The organism is Thalassotalea sp. PS06, from assembly GCF_007197775.1.
Lineage (GTDB): Bacteria > Pseudomonadota > Gammaproteobacteria > Enterobacterales > Alteromonadaceae > Thalassotalea_A.
This window is the reverse complement of record NZ_CP041638.1, coordinates 1,247,370-1,263,230: the sequence shown is the minus strand read 5'-3', so window position 1 is coordinate 1,263,230 and position 15,861 is coordinate 1,247,370. Positions and strand designations below refer to the sequence as shown.

The window sequence follows — 15,861 nt, the reverse complement described above, 5'->3', positions numbered from 1 at the left end:
TTCCTTATAACGTTTTGTTGCATAACTATGATTTCCTTATCGGTCGACGTCGGCCATGACGTAATCAATACTGCCTAACGTCGCAATTAAATCGGCCACCATTTGCCCACGCGCAATTAACGGGATCATTTGTAAATGAGCAAAAGATGGGGTTCGAATTCGGGTGCGATAACTGATGGTAGAGCCATCACTTACCAGGTGGTAGGCCATAATGCCTTTGGTAGCTTCAACACTGACACTGACTTCGCCAGCAGGGATAACAGGGCCCCAGGAGACATTGACAAAGTGAGGGATCAGGGTGTCGATATCTTTCATCGTCCGGCTTTTATCCGGTGGTGTGGTTTGCGGGTGTTCCGCTTTATAAGGACCTTCCGGCATGTTGTTCAGGCATTGCTCGATAATGCGAATACTTTGTCGCATTTCTTCAACCCGAACCCGGCAACGATCGTAACAATCACCTTTATGGCCCACAGGAACTTCAAACTCTAACTGGTCATAACCACCATATGGGCGTTGTTTGCGAAGATCCCAGGAATAACCCGTAGCCCGTAAGCCTGGGCCTGTAACACCATATTCAATCGCTTCTTCTGTGGTATACGCGCCAACATCAACAGTACGGGCCTTGATTAAGTTGTTTTGCATCACCAGTTTTTCGTATTCATCAAGACGTTTTGGCAAGTAATTAACGTATTCACGAACCAGAGTGTCCCAACCTTTAGGCAGGTCCATGGCAACACCGCCTATGCGAAAATAACTCGGATGCATGCGAGCACCGGTGAACGCTTCAACAATGGCAAACAGCTTTTCACGGTCAATAAACATATAAAAAATCGGTGACAGCGCGCCGATATCCTGAGCGAAAGTGCCGTAAAACAGCAGGTGGCTGAGAATGCGAAACATCTCCGCCATCATGATGCGGATCACCTTTGCCCGTTCCGGTACCTCAATTCCGGCCAGCTTTTCGACCGCCATCACATAGGGGAAGTTGTTCATTACTCCACCGAGATAATCTATGCGGTCGGTGTATGGGATATAGCTATGCCAGGATTGACGCTCCCCCATTTTCTCAGCGCCGCGATGGTGATAACCAATATCCGGCACGCAATCGATTATTTCTTCCCCTTCCATTTGCAGGACAATGCGAAAAGCACCGTGTACAGATGGATGATTTGGACCCAGGTTTAAGAACGTAAAATCGGCATCTTTACTTTGTCGTTTCATGCCCCAGTCTTCGGGGCGAAATTTTAACGCTTCCTGCTCAATATCCTGCTGTTTATCCGGCAGGCTAAATGGCTCCATTTCAGTCGCTCTGGCGGGGTGGTCTTTGAGCAGCGGATGGCCAACCCAGGTGGGTGGCATAAGAATTCTGGCAAGGTGGGGGTGATTGTTAAAGCGAATGCCAAACATATCCCAGACTTCACGTTCATACCAATTTGCATTTGCCCATATACTGCAAACACTGTCGATGGTTTTATCGGAATCTGATAAGGCGACCTTGATACGAATATCCTGGTTGCGTGTCATTGAACGAAGATGATAAACCAGCGTGAAATCAACACACTGACTGGTTAGTTTATTCTCCCGGACCCGTTCATCTACGGCAAACAGATCAAAACACATATCAAAACCGTTGGGGATTTGTTGTTTTAACAATTGCATTAGCGACAGCAATTTATGTTTATCCAGCCAATAGGTTTCAATTTGATCCTGGACTTTCTGATCCTCTAAACCAAGGTCAGGGTTTATATGGGCAATTTCGTCGCGCAGATTAAAGTCATACCCAGGTTGCCAATCACTGACATTTTTTATGTTATTGGCCTGATTCATATCTGGTCAGGCTCCGGCAGATTCTTCACATGAATACGATGCTCATGCTTAATATCTCGTAGTGATGGCTTAGCAATTTCCTGAACCCCCTGCTCCCCTACCATATAACTTAGAGGCCTAGGCTGATGGGCTATTTTTTGTTGTAGTAGTAACAAGCCTTCCATTAACGCTTCCGGGCGAGGTGGACAACCTGGAACATAAACATCGACAGGGATAAACTTATCAACGCCCTGTACCACAGAATAAATGTCATACATGCCGCCGGAATTGGCACATGAGCCCATAGAAATAATCCAGCGCGGCTCCAGTAATTGATCGTATAAATGACGAATAACCGGTGCCATTTTGCGAAAACAGGTTCCGGAAATTACCATTAAATCCGCTTGTCTCGGAGTGGCTCGAATAACCTCGGCGCCAAAGCGTGCAATGTCATGACGAGAAGTAAAGCTAGTGGCCATTTCCACATAGCAGCAGGACAGCCCAAAGTTAAATGGCCATATTGAATTCTTTCGCCCCCAGTTGACCATGTCATCAAGTTTGGCGAAAAACACCGAACGTTTTAAATCCTGTTCAGCAATCTGCTTGGCCGCCGACATTTGTTTGTCTAGTTCGGCTTTGGTGAGAGACCATTCCATAAGCTATTGCCTCATTCGCGCAGGGCGATGTTTGCGAATTAATTCCAGAGCCCCGACTCGCCATAGGTATATCAGCGCTGCCAGTAAAATAGTGATGAAAATACTGGCTTCGATAAACCCGGCAATACCGCTTTCATCAAAGGCGATGACCCAGGCGAATAGGAATATGGTTTCTAAATCAAAAATCACAAAGAAGATGGCGTATAGAAAAAAGTGGTTGGTGAATCGGGTCTTGGGCGCGTCAACGGCGACGATGCCGGATTCGTATGGCGTGTGGGTTCTGCGCCCGCGGGTTTTCGGACCAAGAAACATAGCCAAGGCCAACATTGCCAACAACAGCACCACCAGGATGATGAAGTAGCTTGCTATAGGCCAAATTTGATCGATATTGGTTGCGATAGAATTGTCTGCTGTCACGCCGGATCCCGCCATCAACGATAGACAACCTACCTGTGAATACGACTAAGGCAACAAACTATCTTGACTGATTTCCCGATAAAGAAATCAATCGGTTAATTGTTCTTGCTTAAAGGATAGACAAAAAAGTGGAAAAGCAACAAGTTAGGAGGGCGGGAAGAGTTAGAGAGAGGACGTTGTCGGATTTGGCCATGGATTGGCCTATATGCCGAAAATGCAGGAGCAATTTTCGGTGAGGACTGCGTCGGTGAGGATTTCATCGCTGAGGACGCTGTCGAAATTTTAGTCTTGTCATTGCGGCGAAGGCCGTAATCTCGCTTTTTCAGCTTAAATTTGAGCCTAGTGAACGTCTCTTAAGTGCCACAAGCGGGAGTTAAAATATCGTAAACGATACTCCGAGTACGTGGCGGAATACGCCACTTCGAGCACGCTGATGTCATCAGCTCCGAGCACACGCTATTCCTAGCAAAAGCAAAAACCCCTGAGTCATACCGTGATACTACACGGTATCTAGGTCGAGAGCCGAACGTCTCTAGAGTGCCATTAGCTGCCCGTTAGCTATTGCTAATATAAGCTAGTTTTGGGGTGTTAACGCCAGCGCAAGGGGCTGATAATGAATGGACAAAATCTGTGACATCTAACCAACGTATAGACGTCCTTACCGTTTGTCGACTTGTTAGGTGTCTATTGCACCGAACTAAAATACTGGCGCATGTTTTTTGTTGGCTCTTTACACATTTTCTTCCAGAAGAAATCATAATTTATATCTTGGGGTTTTCTAGCCCACCAACGCTGGGCATCTCTTCGAATTTTAATCGAATGTTCGGCGGATATTTTTGATGCTATTCTAAATTTCTCTAGCAACTCTTCAAAGTCATCTGCGTGACCATCAGCGCTTGACAGTTCTGCGCAAATATAAACCATACCTAAGACGTTTTCATCGGGTGACCTTTGAAACTCGGGTGTTTCGTAATATGACTCTCTGTCAAAATTTTCATCGGCAATTGAGTATAAGCTAACCGACATAATTGTTAACAGAGTAAGAATTTTATTCATGATTTCCTTGATACCTAACAGTTTGTTGTGTTGACGACCCAGTAATTCCCGTTTAGGAGAAGGATGAATGACTGCAGTTCGCTCACAGCCGCCGCTCGACACTGCACTTTTTTATCAATAACTTACGCTAGATTCGTGACTGACGCAAACGTGCCAATAGCTGTATTAAACAATTATTTTTATCCGCTTTTTACTTGTTTAGCAATCTGGCCTGTAATAGAAAAGTGCACTTCGATATCCGTTGGTTCAATATTAGATAATTCATATTTCCCACCAAGCAACCAAGGTGTATTTAAACTAAATATTTGACCAGGGTTTAGACTCTTGCCAGATTGATTTAAATCTCCAATCATTTGGACAGCGAAACAATCAACAACAAACTCTTTATCTGTTAATAGCGAGTTAAATTCTTCAGGCGAGTCAGCTACTTTAGATAACTCACTTCCTCCAGTATCTAACCACCATATTTCGCCATTATCTATATTTTGAACGAATGCGTCGCCGGAAGCTGAAAGTAAAATTGGTAAATAATAGCCACCTAGTAGCCACTCCCAATCGCTTAATAAAGATTCTCTCTGCAAGTGAGAAAAATTAACAGTAAGGTCGTTTAAAGTCATTATTCGCCCGATGAAATTATCATATGAATACTAGATGTGCTGAATTGATGGATTAGCTGAATTAATTGTAAATGCCTCTTGTTCGCTCTAAGAATACATTAACCTTTTCAGTTGGTTAGCGTCAAATTCATGTGATGCGCTATCAAAATCTAGCCAGAGTGGTGTCTTAGAAGTTGATAAAAACGTCAATGACACGAAGTAACTTTTAATTCTGGACGATTTATTTATTGCTCCTCGAAGCTGGCACCTTTCAAGTTTTTCACTACAGCTTTAATTTCCTGAACAAGGTAACTCAAAGATTTCGGATTCACAGGAACACTATCATTGTTGTAGAAGTGAAAATTATAAACATTTGGATCAAATGGGTTTACGCCGATTATCTTGATGTCTTCACGCCAAAGCTGAGTCAGTGAGCTATCTGAATTTGGTCTTGTAGGCGCGCTTCTAATCGCAAATGCATTCGCTTCGGCAAATGCCTCAATGCGCGAATAAAAAACATTCCTAGTGGTAGGAGAAATTTTGAAGGTGATACTATAAATAGGATTTTCAACATCATCTGTATCAGGTATTGTCGAATAACCAAAAGCCACACAAGCAACTGCAACAATAAGCCCCACCAAGCAGTTCCAGAGGTTTTTCCCTGTCATATCAACCCTCCAATCCGTGATATTTTCGTATGTTGGCGATCACCTGTTGATCGACATACCAGAAGCTTACGAACTTGCAGGCCGATTATCACCGTCCTCAATTCGTATTAGATTTGAATCTCCATTAGCGATTTACTTACAGTTAGTTTGAATGACTGTAGATCGCTCACTGCAGCCGTTCGAGACTGACTACTTTTCAATAACTTACGTTATTTATAGCGACGTCGCAATTGTGCCAGGAAAAGTCAGTCATTTTATAATTAGATTTAATCTTCATCATCTAAAACTTGAATAATAAAAGGCCCGTCTGGACCAATTATTTTAGTTTTTAACCAAGAGATACTAAAACCAATAGTTGCCAATAATGCCATACCAAAACCAATAGCAGACCCAAATACAATTGCTAAATAAACATATGTAGATTCCACCCATTCATAATGACTACCGATTAAAAACAACAAACTATATAAGTATATAAATTGGAGCAGCCAATTGAATGTGTATATGATTTTGCGAAGTTTGAAGTTGGAATATAGTTCACCTTCGACAGGTACAGGTCCGAACCAAGCAAAAGCTAATGCGCTAATTGGATTCTTGTAGTAAATCGATAATAGTGCATAGAGCGAAAACGCAACAACATAAAATATTATTATTTTTTCGATCATAATTTAAAGCCTAAAATTATTTTTACACTGCTAGTTGACTGGCCGCTGCTCGCTCACTGCAGCCACTCGTGATTGCATTTTCAATCAATAACTTACGTTATCACCCCGACTGGCGCAAACGTACCATTTTTAGCCAGTGAAAAATAACCAATATTCGATGATTTATTGAGTTAAAGGCGAGCAATTTATTGCAACTCCGGTTCGATAGAGCACGTTTTTATAGGCTTTGTAAGATGCGTAACTTTATACTTTCGATGAATTTTTCTCGGTAGCCATAAAGTCAGAACTGGCAATATCAAGAAAATATAGTTTTCATTTATGAAATCACAAACACTTAGAAAATAAATCATGAAACTATTAAATTCTTCACCTCTACTACTAAGATTTTCAGTAAGGTCCGGAATTATCTTAATTAAAAGCCATGCAAAAGGAGATGCAACCAACTGGAGTAATACAATTATTAAGAATGAATATCCAGTATACAATGCCATAAACAACAATCTATTGTTTACCTTCTTAAAGATATAAATAACTGGGAAGGCTAGCGTGAGAAGCAATAATATCAATATTGAGTATTCAATAAGGCTCACTTGTTAGCTCCTTAAAAATCTTTATTAACATTAAGGTTGCAGCACAAGAAACTGTAAAAAGACCTCCACCTTGCGAGGCGAATATAAACATTTTTTTATAGAAGCCAGTCGATTCAGGAGCTACTACCAGGCTGAAACAAACAGCAAAAAAAGTAAACCCATAAATAAAGAATCTAAGTAATATTGCTAACGTACTGATAATTTCACCTTTCATCTAAAACAATAGAGGTAGACGATTTTGCAATTTTGAGTTCAGACAATCTGAATGTCTCTAGATCGCTCACAACAGTCTCTTCCGACTATGTTTCCCTGTCGTAGCAGGGAATGACTAAGTTTTTTTGCTTTTGCTTTTTGCTCGAAACAGCGAACCCGGAACATCGCTTGCGATACGTCCTACGGGAGCTTCAATCTTTCGACAGCGTCTCCCTCGACGAAGTCCTCTACGACGAAGTCCTCTACGACGGAGTCCTCTACGACGAAGTCCTCTACGACGAAGTCCTCTCACCCGAAGCGTTAAACTCCCGTTTCCCTATTCCTCATCTTCTCCATTAATCATTTGCGATAAGCTGGCAAGCTTAGCAAGTGCCTGGCCGTGAATGGTTTTCTTCATATATCCACCGTTACGACGACGAACACCCGCTTCCACGCCAAGTAAGATTTCCAGCGCCTGGTCAATATTTTCCACCGCATAAATGTGGAACGTACCTTCCTCAACCGCACGAATCACTTCGTCATTAAGCATTAGATTAATGGCATTGGTTTTCGGGATAATAACGCCCTGCTCGCCAGTTAAACCTTTGTCGTAACACAAGCGGTAAAAGCCTTCGATTTTTTCATTAACGCCACCAATGGATTGCACTTCACCATGTTGGTTAATGGAACCAGTAACCGCTAAATCCTGTCGGATGGGCAATTTGGTGATTGCCGATATTAACGCGCAAAGCTCAGCCATTGAGGCGCTATCGCCATCGATATGACCATAGGATTGTTCAATCGCAATGTTGGCGGAAATGGATAGCGGGAAGCCCTGACCGTATTTGTGGCCAAGATAACCAATCAACAACAATACGCCTTTGGAGTGGATAGATTTGCCTAGCTCGGCTTCTCGCTCGATATCGGTTACGCCCTGTGAGCCGGCGTAAACCGTCGCGGAAATTCTCGCAGGGGTACCAAACACCGAATCACCAATTTCCAGAACCGTTAAACCGTTAATTTTGCCAACGGCTTCCCCTTCAGTGGAAATCAGTAGCTGTTCTTCTTTGATTTCCTGTAACCAGGTTTCGCTTAACTGCCCGGTACGACGGGCTTTGGCTTGCAGTGCATTGTGAACATCCTGCTCTTCAATCTCACCGCTCTTGCCTTGCTTTTGATACAGAAAATGTGCTTCATCTAACAAGTCATTGATTTGCACGATGTTGGCGGAAAGTTTCAACTGATGCTCAGCACGACGCAGGGAATAACGAACCAGATAAGCAATGGCTTCATCGCTTATCGGCGGATACTGCATCTTTTCACCATGCTGACGAATCAAGGTGCCGTAGGCAGCAAGATTATCCTCGTCATTCACCAGGTGACGGTCGAAATCCGCCAATACCCGGAACAGCTCAGTAAACTCCTGATCGTATTCCTGCAAGGTGTAATAAAGCTCTGCATTACCGAGTAATACCACTTTCACCTTTAACGGGATCTTCTCAGGAGCCAGGGTAATGCTGCCGCCGTGGGACAGTTCCGCATAGGGGTGTTCAATGGAGATTTCACCGGTTTTCAATGCCAGTTTCAGGTGTGACCAAATGATTGGCTGGGCCAGCAGTTTTTCCACATCTAATAATAAGTAACCGCCATTGGCACGATGCAAAGCGCCGGCCCTAAGAAGTCGATAGCTGGTGTATACAGCACCTTGTACCGCGGTGTAATCTATGCTGCCAAATAAGTTTTGAAACGTTGGGTTTTGCTCGTATACAACCGGTGCACCTTGATCCGGTTCGCGGGAAACCAGCAGGTTTGGCATAAACCTATCGACCATTAATTTGCGACTGGCTTTGTCATCGCGGTTTTCGTTTTCTTCTTCAACCAGGATATCCAGTACGGCGTCTGTCAAATGGCCACTCACATCTTTGAGATATTTCAAAATGCCAAGGTTGCTGGCAAATTCCCGTTCCAGTTCTCTAATTAACGGGCGAATGGTCTGTTCAGCGGTATCATGTTTGAGTTTGCGCAGCTGCACACTTGATTCACGTTTCCAAAGGGGCAGTTCCAACAAGGTTTCGCTTAACAGCTCTTCTAATTCCGCCAACAGCTTGTAAAATTCGGTTCGGTCCGCTTCTGATAAATTCGAGAATTCTTTGTCATTGAGCGGCTTGCCTTCTACTAACGGTGCAAAACTTATCTCGCCTTTCTCTTCATAAACAGCAACGCCCTTACTCAGCGCTAAGGCTTCAACCTGTTCAATGGCACTGTCGTATTTTTCGTTAAACGCTCGGTCGATTGCCGCTTTTTTACGTTGGTAGCCTGGGTTATCAAATATTTCCGGAAACAAATCAAGAAGGTCGTCAATCAGCAGCGACATTTTATCGAGCAATTGCTTTCCTTCGCCGGGATTCAAATACAGCTTTTTCGGCGCCTGCACATCGCTAAAATTATTGATGTAACACCACTCATCGGCAGGTCCATGCTCCGCCGCATAACGCTTTAGCATTTGTTGAATTAAGGTTTTTCGACCCGTCCCATGTTCACCTTTAGCATAGACATTAAACCCGGACGATGGCATCGAAAGGCCAAACTCCAGAGCTTCTTTCGCCCTCTCGTGACCGATAAAAGATTGTGTTTTTTGTTTGTCGACCTGACTCGTTGAGAAAATCGCGGGTGAGAATTGAGCGCTAAGGGAAGATGCGGGAATTTTTCTGGCGTCGTTATTTTTGGTCATGAAATGCTTGGTACCTGGATGGAAGTGAATATGCAAATCCAGTGTAAACCCAGCAAGGCCTCAAATACAATGATTTATACTTTGTTTTTCAACGATCTTATGGAGAAAGTGGCAGGCGTTCAAATTCTTCACCATCGCATTTTACGCAAGGAATGATTTTTGAAGCGTGCAGGACATCAATTTTATGGCCACAGCTAACGCATCGTAGTTGCCCAAATCCAATGAGCTCGCCACTGTGATAAATACCTTTATGTTGAAAATCCTCTTCCAGCTCAGTCCACTCAACCTGAGATTTATCGGTCATCTGCGCCAGCTGCAACCAAATGCCTTCACGAATATTTTTCAGATAAACCGATTGGTTCGCCTGCTCTTTATATTCCTGATAAAACTGCTGCAAATCGTTTTTAAAACCCTGCAGTGAAAGTTGGTATTCATTGACCGACAAATCCTCTGCCGCCTGCAGGTACTCTTCACCTTTTTCCACCAGGTTTTCTATGGTCTTTTCTTCCTCTTCACGGAATTCTTTTAACCAATTCGACATACGCTCATAAAAGCTCTGATATTTTGGATGTTTCTCACTCATCTGATACCTCCCCCGGTGACCGATATCGCGAATTGCGATGGGCTGGTAAGTCAATTTCAATCACTATCTGGATAAAAGTATAGTTAACGAGAATGTAAGCTTGTTGAACCTTGGGATAATAAGGTATTCTATGGCGCAAATTTTTTATATTGGGCAGTTGTCTCTGCAAAAGCGAAAATACGGCATCGGGATAAACGATGCTATCATCTAAACTAAGCTGCAGAGTCGATATTTAGTGTCACACAGATGTTTGAGAATCATTAATGGAATCCACGTATAACCCCCAAGCCATTGAGCAAGATATCCAAAAATATTGGACCGAAAACAATACCTTTGGCGCCAAAGAAAAACCTGGCCAGGAAAAGTTTTATTGTTTGTCTATGTTCCCGTACCCAAGTGGTCGCTTACACATGGGGCACGTGCGCAACTACACCCTGGGTGACGTAATCAGTCGTTACCAACGACTACAGGGTAAAAACGTGCTTCAACCTATGGGTTGGGATGCCTTCGGTTTGCCTGCAGAAAACGCTGCAATTAAGAACAAAACGGCGCCGGCAAAATGGACTTATCAGAATATCGATTACATGCGCGATCAGTTGAAGTCACTTGGTTTTGGCTATGACTGGGATCGTGAATTTGCGACCTGTCGCAAAGAATACTATCGCTGGGAGCAATGGTTCTTCACTAAGCTGCATGAAAAAGGCTTAGTCTACAAAAAGAACGCTACCGTAAACTGGGATCCGGTTGACCAAACCGTACTTGCTAACGAGCAGGTAATCGATGGCCGCGGCTGGCGCTCTGGTGCTCTGGTTGAGCGCAAAGAGATCCCGCAGTGGTTCATCAAAATTACCGATTATGCTGAAGAGTTGTTAAATGACCTAGATCAGCTAGAAGGCTGGCCTGAGCAGGTTAAGACCATGCAGCGTAACTGGATTGGTCGCTCTGAAGGTGTTGAGATGACCTTCCAGGTTGCCGACAGTGATGCGAGTTTCGATATCTACACTACTCGCCCTGATACCTTGATGGGTGTCACTTACGTAGCGCTTGCGGCGCAACACCCATTAGCGTTGGAAGCGGCAAAGAATAATCCTGAGTTGCAGGCATTCATTGACGAATGTAAAAACAACAAAGTGGCTGAAGCCGACATGGCTACCATGGAAAAAGCTGGTGTTGATACCGGTTTGAAAGCGATTCACCCTCTAACCGGTGAATTAGTCAGTGTCTGGGCCGCCAACTTTGTATTAATGGATTACGGTTCAGGTGCGGTTATGTCTGTTCCAGGTCATGACCAACGTGACTGGGAATTTGCCAAGAAATATGGCTTACCGGTTAAACAGGTTATTGCCAGCGACGATGTAAATATCACTGATGAAGCGATCACTGAAAAAGGCACACTAATTAATTCAGGCGACTTTGATGGTCTTGATTTTGACCAGGCATTCAAAGCAATCGCGGATACCTTAACCGAACAAGGCAAAGGTAAAGTGACCGTTAACTACCGTCTTCGTGACTGGGGTGTTTCCCGTCAACGTTACTGGGGTACACCAATCCCAATGTTGAACCTGGAAAATGGCGAATCAGTGCCGGTTCCTGCGGATCAATTGCCGGTAGAATTACCAGAAGATGTGGTAATGGATGGCGTTACCTCGCCAATTAAAGCGGATCCTGAGTGGGCAAAAACCACCTATGAAGGTCAGGCGGCGTTCCGTGAAACCGATACGTTCGATACCTTTATGGAATCTTCCTGGTATTACGCTCGCTATGCGGATCCGAAAAATGACCAAGCCATGTTAGATCCAGCCAAAGCCAATTACTGGTTGCCTGTTGATCAATACATCGGTGGTATCGAGCACGCTATCCTGCACTTATTGTACTCGCGTTTCTTCCACAAACTACTTCGTGATGTAGGTTTGGTTGAATCTGACGAACCATTCAAGAGCCTGTTGTGTCAGGGTATGGTACTTGCTGATACTTTCTATCGTGAAGAAGATAACGGTGCTAAGCACTGGTATTCACCAAGCGATGTTGACGTTGAACGCAATGAAAAAGGTCAGGTAGTTAAGGCTATCTGTAAGACCGACGGCGAAGAAGTTCAATCCGCCGGTATGAGCAAAATGTCAAAGTCGAAAAACAATGGTATCGACCCACAATCGGTTATCGATTTATACGGTGCTGATACGGTTCGTCTATTCATCATGTTTACCGCGCCACCAGAGCAAACTCTGGAATGGTCTGATGCCGGTGTTGAAGGTGCACATCGCTTCTTAAAACGTGTGTGGAAACTGGTATTTGATTACCAACAGGCAGCCGCCGATGTCGACGCTTCTGGCGAGTTGAACTTCACTAGCGTCCATAAAAACCTGCGTCGTGATCTTCATAAAACCATTGCTAAGGTAACCGATGATATTGGTCGTCGTAATACCTTTAACACCGCTATCGCTGCGATCATGGAGCTGATGAACACGCTTGCTAAAGCCAAACTTGCAAGCGCAGAAGACATCGCGGTAATGAAAGAAGCGGTTCAGGCAATCGTGGTAATGCTAACGCCAATCACGCCACATTTAGGTCATCACTTATGGCAGCTTGTGGGTGACGGTAATGCGGTTGAAGATACCGAGTGGCCTCAGGTAGATAAAGACGCGCTTGTTGAAGACGAGAAGCTAGTCATCGTTCAGGTAAACGGCAAATTACGTTGCAAGATCACTGTAGCGGCAGATGCTTCTCAAGAAGATGTTGAAAAACTAGCGTTTTCGCAAGAGAATGTAGTTAAGTTCACTGACGGTAAAACCGTACGTAAGATCATTTACGTACCGGGCAAACTATTAAACATCGTTGCTAATTAATGAAAAATAAAACGTATCGTTTCTCACTACTATCATTGATTCTGGTTGCTACAACGCTGCTTAGCGCTTGTGGCTTCCAGCTTCGCGGTAACTATCTGTTGCCTCAGGAATTACAAACCCTGTACCTGAGCTCAACCGATACCCATGGCGAACTGACCCGATTGGTAAAACAAAACCTGTTGGTCAATGATATCGAAGTATTGAAACAATATCGTACCGACGTTCCGGAACTGCGTATTTTGAACGACAGTCTGGATCGTCGCACTCTTTCATTGTTCGAAAACGGCCAGGTTGCCGAATACGAGTTAACTTACACCGTTCGTTATGAAATTCGCATGCAGGGCAAAGAGAATCAGGATTTCAAATTCGAAATTTATCGTAACTATCAGGACAACCCCGATCAGGCGCTGGCAAAGAGTCGTGAGCTGACCTTACTGCGCAAAGAAATGCGCATAGAAGCCGCCGATCGTATCCTGAGAAATATGGCCTCCATTACCCTATAGATGCGTATATACCATAGCCAACTCGCCCAACAATTGAGTAAACCTCTGGTTCACTTCTTTTTGGTGTTCGGCGACGAGCCCTGGCAAAAAAACGACGCCCTCGAACAAATTAAATCCGTAGCCCTGCAGCAAGGCTTTAGCGAAGTGATTCGCTTTAGCGTCGAAGAAGGCTTTGACTGGCAACAGGTTATGGAGGAATACCAGTCGTTATCACTTTTTGCCAGCCAGCGTATTCTCGAAATCGATATTGGCTCTGGCAAACTGGATGAATCTGCACAAAAAGTGATTTTGCAGATCTCGGAAACGGATCATGCGGATGTGATGCTAATACTTCATGGCAGCAAACTTGATGCAGCAGTTCCTCGCAAGAAATGGTTCAAGGCACTGGATAGCAAAGGTTGCTATATCCCGGTATACGACCTCGAAGGACGCGGTCTCAATATCTGGTTAAATCAGCAATGTAAAAACCTTGGTGTGCAACTCGAAGGCCAGGGATTATCTTTACTCAGCGATTGTTATACCGGGAATTTACCGGGGTTGCACCAGGAGCTGCAGAAACTGGCTATCCTGTACCCTTCGCGCCCGGTAGCGCCAGCAGAGCTGGAAGCTTTATTAATTGACCAGGCAAAATTTACCCCGTTTCAGCTTACCGACACCTTGTTAGCCGGAGACCTGAAACAATGCATGCATATCCTTACCCAGATGAAGCACGAAGGTGTTGCGGTTGGTCAGTTAATCTGGGTACTGCATAAAGAAATCTCTCAGCTGGAAGGCATGTATATTCGTTTAAATCAGGGGCAGGCAATCAATGATGTATTCAAGCATTATAAAGTCTGGGATAAGAAAAAACCGCTGTACCAAAAAGCCCTGAATAACAGCACTCTGGTTAATGTCCAAAAAGCGAAATCAAGATTGGCGAAAGTCGACTTACTCACTAAAACCGACACTGAACTCGATGGTTACTTATTGCTGGCCGATGTTTGCATGGCGCTTTATCACGGTGACACACTTAGTCAGTATCCGTTGCAGATACCAGAGCCTGTTGCAGGACTGTAATGGAAACCAGGCAAGCGATTGGGATTTTTGGCGGTACCTTTGACCCCATTCATTACGGCCACATCAAGCCGGTATTAGAAGCGTCATCAAAACTTGGGTTAACCCAGGTGTTATTAATTCCAAACCGCGAGCCAGTACATAAACCGACCGCTAGTGCCAGCACTGACCAGCGCCTCGATATGTTGAAGCTGATTTGCGAAAACTACCCAGTATTCAAATTAGACACCCGGGAAGTGGAACGTCAGCAAGAGTCTTTTTCCTTGCTAACGCTGCAGGAATTGCGTAAACAATTTCCACAACAAAGAATTTACTTTTTTATTGGTATGGATTCGCTCAACACCCTACCTTGCTGGTTTGGCGGTGAGCAACTCTTTGACTATTGCCACTTTGTGGTCACCCGTCGCCCAGGGTATACGTTAACGCCTGAAGTCGCTGCGACATTTTCCCAACGAATTATTGAAAACCCTGAAACAGCACCACAAAACGATGCCGGTAAGGTCCTAATTTTCGATACAAATCAGCTAGATATTTCCTCTTCACAAATTCGCCAGGCAATTCGCGAAAATAGCCCCATGGAACATTTACTGCCCGACGATGTATTCAGTTACATATCTAAACAAAAACTTTATCAAGAACCTGTATCTTAGTTGTCGTTCACGTTAGAATTGAAGCAACGTTTTAAACAGGAATACTCTTTTGCAAACTGAACAACTCCTTCCTTTCGTAGTTGAACAACTTGAAGAAATTAAAGCCAGAGACATAGTTACGCTCGATGTTCGTGAAAAAGCCAGTTTTACTGACTTCATGGTTATCTGCTGTGGTAACTCTTCCCGCCATGTAAAATCCATCGCCGAACACGTCAATCTCGAGATGAAAAAGCAGGAAGTCGATGTCCTTGGCATTGAAGGAACAGACATTGGTGAGTGGGCGTTAATCGATTTAAACGATGTTGTTGTGCACGTGATGACCGACGATATCCGCGACCTGTATCAGCTGGAAAAACTTTGGGCTGACGAGTAACTTAGCATGCGCATCACCCTGATAGCCGTTGGTAACAAAATGCCAGCCTGGATAGCCCAGGGTTTTAGTGAATATGCCAGACGCTTTCCCCGTGATTTAAGTTTTGACCTGGTTGAAATTACCCCAGGCAAACGCGGTAAGAATGCCGATATTGCGCGAATTCTTGAAAAAGAAGGTGAGCAAACCATGGCGGCGGTACCGAAAGGTAGTCGAATTATCACTCTGGAAGTTGAGGGCAAACCATGGACCACACCGCAGCTTGCCCTGCAATTAGAACGCTGGCAAATGGACGGTAGGGATGTTGCACTACTGGTGGGCGGTCCGGAAGGGTTAGCACCACAGTGTATTCAGGCCTCTGAGCAAAAATGGTCACTTTCACCACTAACACTCCCCCACCCCATGGTTCGCATTATGGTTGCTGAAAGCCTGTATCGCGCCTGGAGCATTAATAATAACCATCCATATCATCGGGAGTAAGA

At 44.3% G+C, this 15,861-nt stretch carries 15 protein-coding genes; 6 read left to right on the top strand and 9 right to left on the bottom strand.

Annotated elements, in window-relative coordinates:
- Nucleotides 1-36: 36 nt before the first annotated feature.
- From nuoC to FNC98_RS05480, 9 genes are all read right to left on the bottom strand, one after another.
- Complete coding sequence (gene nuoC, locus FNC98_RS05520; RefSeq protein ID WP_143580315.1) at nt 37-1,827, bottom strand: NADH-quinone oxidoreductase subunit C/D; 1,791 nt, start codon at nt 1,825-1,827, stop codon at nt 37-39.
- The gene (locus tag FNC98_RS05515; RefSeq protein ID WP_143580314.1) at nt 1,824-2,462 is read right to left on the bottom strand and encodes a NuoB/complex I 20 kDa subunit family protein; all 639 of its coding nucleotides are present in this window, start codon (nt 2,460-2,462) and stop codon (nt 1,824-1,826) included. Before FNC98_RS05515 ends, nuoC begins: the two co-directional genes overlap by 4 nt.
- A gap of 3 nt (nt 2,463-2,465) precedes the next feature.
- A complete protein-coding gene (gene ndhC, locus FNC98_RS05510; protein ID WP_260680489.1) occupies nt 2,466-2,879 on the bottom strand; it encodes an NADH-quinone oxidoreductase subunit A in 414 nt (137 codons plus the stop codon).
- Between the two features lie 684 nt (nt 2,880-3,563).
- Nucleotides 3,564-3,935: a hypothetical protein gene (locus FNC98_RS05505; RefSeq protein ID WP_143580312.1), complete on the bottom strand. Its 372-nt coding sequence runs from the start codon at nt 3,933-3,935 to the stop codon at nt 3,564-3,566.
- Between the two features lie 179 nt (nt 3,936-4,114).
- Nucleotides 4,115-4,552, bottom strand: a complete 438-nt coding sequence (locus FNC98_RS05500) for a T6SS immunity protein Tdi1 domain-containing protein (protein ID WP_143580311.1) — start codon at nt 4,550-4,552, stop codon at nt 4,115-4,117.
- A gap of 224 nt (nt 4,553-4,776) precedes the next feature.
- Nucleotides 4,777-5,199: a hypothetical protein gene (locus FNC98_RS05495; RefSeq protein ID WP_143580310.1), complete on the bottom strand. Its 423-nt coding sequence runs from the start codon at nt 5,197-5,199 to the stop codon at nt 4,777-4,779.
- A gap of 266 nt (nt 5,200-5,465) precedes the next feature.
- Nucleotides 5,466-5,864, bottom strand: coding sequence for a hypothetical protein (locus FNC98_RS05490; protein ID WP_143580309.1), 399 nt, complete (start codon nt 5,862-5,864; stop codon nt 5,466-5,468).
- A 1,119-nt stretch (nt 5,865-6,983) separates the two neighbouring features.
- Nucleotides 6,984-9,377: a Lon protease family protein gene (locus FNC98_RS05485; RefSeq protein ID WP_143580308.1), complete on the bottom strand. Its 2,394-nt coding sequence runs from the start codon at nt 9,375-9,377 to the stop codon at nt 6,984-6,986.
- A gap of 97 nt (nt 9,378-9,474) precedes the next feature.
- Complete coding sequence (locus FNC98_RS05480) at nt 9,475-9,960, bottom strand: zinc ribbon-containing protein (protein ID WP_143580307.1); 486 nt, start codon at nt 9,958-9,960, stop codon at nt 9,475-9,477.
- Between the two features lie 263 nt (nt 9,961-10,223).
- Between FNC98_RS05480 and leuS the strand changes: the two genes are divergently transcribed.
- Genes leuS through rlmH form a run of 6 tightly spaced genes read left to right on the top strand, consistent with a single transcriptional unit; the run spans nt 10,224 to nt 15,859 of the window.
- Nucleotides 10,224-12,803: a leucine--tRNA ligase gene (leuS, locus tag FNC98_RS05475; protein ID WP_143580306.1), complete on the top strand. Its 2,580-nt coding sequence runs from the start codon at nt 10,224-10,226 to the stop codon at nt 12,801-12,803.
- Entirely contained in the window at nt 12,803-13,306 is a 504-nt protein-coding gene (gene lptE, locus FNC98_RS05470; RefSeq protein WP_143580305.1) for an LPS assembly lipoprotein LptE, read from the top strand. Before leuS ends, lptE begins: the two co-directional genes overlap by 1 nt.
- Nucleotides 13,307-14,362 (top strand): DNA polymerase III subunit delta, encoded by a 1,056-nt coding sequence (holA, locus tag FNC98_RS05465; protein WP_143580304.1) that lies wholly within the window; start codon nt 13,307-13,309, stop codon nt 14,360-14,362. It abuts the gene before it with no gap.
- Complete coding sequence (nadD, locus tag FNC98_RS05460) at nt 14,362-15,009, top strand: nicotinate-nucleotide adenylyltransferase (RefSeq protein WP_143580303.1); 648 nt, start codon at nt 14,362-14,364, stop codon at nt 15,007-15,009. Before holA ends, nadD begins: the two co-directional genes overlap by 1 nt.
- Before the next feature lie 49 nt (nt 15,010-15,058).
- On the top strand, nt 15,059-15,382 hold the full coding sequence (gene rsfS / locus FNC98_RS05455; protein ID WP_143580302.1) for a ribosome silencing factor: 324 nt from the start codon (nt 15,059-15,061) through the stop codon (nt 15,380-15,382).
- 6 nt (nt 15,383-15,388) lie between these two features.
- A complete protein-coding gene (gene rlmH, locus FNC98_RS05450) occupies nt 15,389-15,859 on the top strand; it encodes a 23S rRNA (pseudouridine(1915)-N(3))-methyltransferase RlmH (RefSeq protein WP_143580301.1) in 471 nt (156 codons plus the stop codon).
- The last annotated feature ends 2 nt before the right edge of the window (nt 15,860-15,861 follow it).

Bases quoted from the DNA above. Each gene is read 5' to 3' on its own strand.
- nuoC (WP_143580315.1), bottom strand. From the start codon at position 1,827: ATGAATCAGGCCAATAACATAAAAAATGTCAGTGATTGGCAACCTGGG.
- FNC98_RS05515 (WP_143580314.1), bottom strand. From the start codon at position 2,462: ATGGAATGGTCTCTCACCAAAGCCGAACTAGACAAACAAATGTCGGCG.
- FNC98_RS05505 (WP_143580312.1), bottom strand. From the start codon at position 3,935: ATGAATAAAATTCTTACTCTGTTAACAATTATGTCGGTTAGCTTATAC.
- FNC98_RS05500 (WP_143580311.1), bottom strand. From the start codon at position 4,552: ATGACTTTAAACGACCTTACTGTTAATTTTTCTCACTTGCAGAGAGAA.
- FNC98_RS05495 (WP_143580310.1), bottom strand. From the start codon at position 5,199: ATGACAGGGAAAAACCTCTGGAACTGCTTGGTGGGGCTTATTGTTGCA.
- FNC98_RS05490 (WP_143580309.1), bottom strand. From the start codon at position 5,864: ATGATCGAAAAAATAATAATATTTTATGTTGTTGCGTTTTCGCTCTAT.
- FNC98_RS05485 (WP_143580308.1), bottom strand. From the start codon at position 9,377: ATGACCAAAAATAACGACGCCAGAAAAATTCCCGCATCTTCCCTTAGC.
- FNC98_RS05480 (WP_143580307.1), bottom strand. From the start codon at position 9,960: ATGAGTGAGAAACATCCAAAATATCAGAGCTTTTATGAGCGTATGTCG.
- leuS (WP_143580306.1), top strand. From the start codon at position 10,224: ATGGAATCCACGTATAACCCCCAAGCCATTGAGCAAGATATCCAAAAA.
- lptE (WP_143580305.1), top strand. From the start codon at position 12,803: ATGAAAAATAAAACGTATCGTTTCTCACTACTATCATTGATTCTGGTT.
- holA (WP_143580304.1), top strand. From the start codon at position 13,307: ATGCGTATATACCATAGCCAACTCGCCCAACAATTGAGTAAACCTCTG.
- nadD (WP_143580303.1), top strand. From the start codon at position 14,362: ATGGAAACCAGGCAAGCGATTGGGATTTTTGGCGGTACCTTTGACCCC.
- rlmH (WP_143580301.1), top strand. From the start codon at position 15,389: ATGCGCATCACCCTGATAGCCGTTGGTAACAAAATGCCAGCCTGGATA.